This is a genomic window from Flavobacterium succinicans (assembly GCF_001662485.1).
Taxonomy (GTDB): domain Bacteria; phylum Bacteroidota; class Bacteroidia; order Flavobacteriales; family Flavobacteriaceae; genus Flavobacterium; species Flavobacterium succinicans_A.
The window spans coordinates 1-1,222 of the sequence record NZ_JMTM01000051.1; the positions used below are offsets into that span (position 1 = coordinate 1).

Sequence of the window (1,222 nt, forward strand, 5' to 3'; positions counted from 1 at the left end):
GGTAATGTGGTCAAAAATAGTTGGTGATTTTTCATTTAAGATTAGTTAAATTGCTTGCGTCAAATTAAAGAGGACATTGGCTCTGCTGAGGAGCAACCAATTAGCAATAGATTTGATACACATACGAAAAATGAGGGCAGTTCAATCTGCCCTTTTTTATACATTTTTTGGTGTGTCTATGGCTAATGAAAACCTACGTATTGATTTGGTTTTTGTAATACAGATACCATTTCAAAAAATTTTTCCGATTGGTTAAACTCAATCCTCTATGAACATTTAGATTTCCTTTTAAATGCCCAAAAAACGATTCCAAAGAGTTTGTTGAATTAGGTATTTTGTCATCTTTTAAATAAAGAAACATATTGGGTAATGCTTTTTTAATTACAGTAAATGATCTTCGAACCATTTTATGGGTATACCAATACCTTCCAGTTTCCATATTATATGATTTTTGATTGATAAAATCTCTATACTCTTCTTCCCATTGAATGAGTTCAATAAGCCATAATTGACGTTTATATTCAGAATCAATATGATGAATTTTGACAACTATTTGCTTGAGCTCAAAACCAGATTTAAGTTTTGGATGCTGAGTAATCCATATTCTGCACATTCTTGATATATGAACTAAACATCTTTGAAAAGGCACTTTTGGACACACTTTTTTAATAGCTTTTATTGAGGATTTATCTCCATCGGATGTGATGCTTTTTATTTTGATTCCTAGATTCAATAAATTCTGTAAGTCCTCAGCAATTTCTTCGAAATGCTCTCCATTAGTCATCCTATAAAGTTGCGTTGACCTTAAATGGAAGTTTCTATAAACAACCAAACAGATATCATTTGGAAAATAGGTTCCATCCAGTACTAAATAAATTTCATCAGTAGAGCTGAATTCTAAAATAGGTGCTTTGCATAACATTTTAGAAAAATAACGCTGTAAAGTGCTTTTGCTATAACCGGATTCTAGTGCGATTTTATCAAAAGTGTCTTTACCAATTATCCAATTCTTGAACCAAATTTCTTTGTTAGAATCTGAAACTGACTTATTGTTTGAGGTAAATAATTGACTACATTCTTTGCATTTAAAACGCTGCTTATTTTGTTGGACTCCCCATTTAATAGTTTGAAGACTTTTACATGTAGGGCAACGCTTTTTTTTGAGTTTTTCATAAATAAGAAAAGTTTATTGAAACGAATTTCAATAAACTTTTGTAAACAT

General features: G+C 30.6%; 2 protein-coding genes. Both read right to left on the minus strand.

Annotation, left to right across the window (positions count from 1 at the left end):
* Window positions 1-193: 193 nt before the first annotated feature.
* On the minus strand, window positions 194-922 hold the full coding sequence (locus FLB_RS08945; protein ID WP_231891069.1) for a transposase: 729 nt from the start codon (window positions 920-922) through the stop codon (window positions 194-196).
* Between the two features lie 77 nt (window positions 923-999).
* A partial coding sequence (locus FLB_RS14505; RefSeq protein ID WP_231891070.1) for a hypothetical protein occupies window positions 1,000-1,222 on the minus strand: 223 nt, incomplete at its 5' end.

Coding starts and splice junctions, on each gene's coding strand:
- FLB_RS08945 (WP_231891069.1), bottom strand. CDS start 922: ATGTTATGCAAAGCACCTATTTTAGAATTCAGCTCTACTGATGAAATT.